Raw genomic sequence first — 888 nt, forward strand, 5'->3', positions numbered from 1 at the left:
ATGTGCAATTTTCAGAGAACACTCTGAAATCTGGTGATGATGGCGTAGAGGAAACACTCCTTTCCATTCCGAACAGGAAAGTTAAGCTCTACAGCGTCGATGGTACTGCACGGGCGACTGTGTGGGAGAGTAGAACGTTGCCAGGTTATATGGATCTTTAGCTCAGTTGGTTAGAGCAACCGGCTCATAACCGGTCGGCCCGGGGTTCGAGTCCCTGAAGGTCCACCATATTTGGGGGTATAGCTCAGTTGGGAGAGCACTTGCCTTGCACGCAAGGGGTCAAGGGTTCGAATCCCTTTACCTCCACCAAAAGCTACGAATATAATTCGTAGCTTTTTTTGTTATATAAATTTATAAAAGTATTTTTAATTAAAAGTTATTATTAAAATTTAATATATAGTCAGATGATGTTTAAAAGTAATATTAAAATATATATGATAGTATAACAGATTATTTTTGTTAATAATGAATATGAAGATTTATATATTATTATAGGAAAAAATAATATTTAGATGTCTCTATTTATTAAGTAATAATAAAAAAAGTAATCATATATAATATAAAATTAAGAATAACATATCCTGGTGTATCATTAGTAGAAAATTATAGATATGTAAAGAAAAATAGAGTAAGATAAGAATAATATTACTAAAAGGATATATATATTAAAAACTTAGTTGGATTTACATGTTAAGATAAATCTCGTCGCTGAGAGACGCGATGAAAAAAGTCAAAAAAACTTTGAAAAAAAGTTATTGACAAGAAACGAAACAAATGATAAGATAAGAAAGTCGCTTGAGGGCGATGAAGAAAATGGTCTTTGAAAATTGAACAGAATATAAGTTAAGTAAACAAACCAGCAATTCTTTTAGACGTCTTAACATTAAG

Annotated in this window: 2 tRNA genes and 1 rRNA gene; all 3 read left to right on the forward strand. The window is 31.6% G+C overall.

Features of this window, described 5'->3' with window-relative positions:
• Window positions 1-29 precede the first annotated feature (29 nt).
• The 3 genes from rrf (at window position 30) to CSBG_RS16500 (ending at window position 309) form a co-directional block, all read left to right on the forward strand.
• A 5S ribosomal RNA gene (rrf, locus tag CSBG_RS16490) occupies window positions 30-146 on the forward strand.
• A 5-nt stretch (window positions 147-151) separates the two neighbouring features.
• A tRNA-Ile gene (locus CSBG_RS16495) sits at window positions 152-228 on the forward strand.
• Window positions 229-233: 5 nt separating this feature from the next.
• Window positions 234-309: transfer RNA gene (locus CSBG_RS16500), tRNA-Ala, on the forward strand.
• The last annotated feature ends 579 nt before the right edge of the window (window positions 310-888 follow it).

The sequence above is a fragment of the Clostridium sp. 7_2_43FAA genome, from assembly GCF_000158375.2.
Classification (GTDB): Bacteria; Bacillota; Clostridia; order Clostridiales; family Clostridiaceae; genus Clostridium; species Clostridium tertium.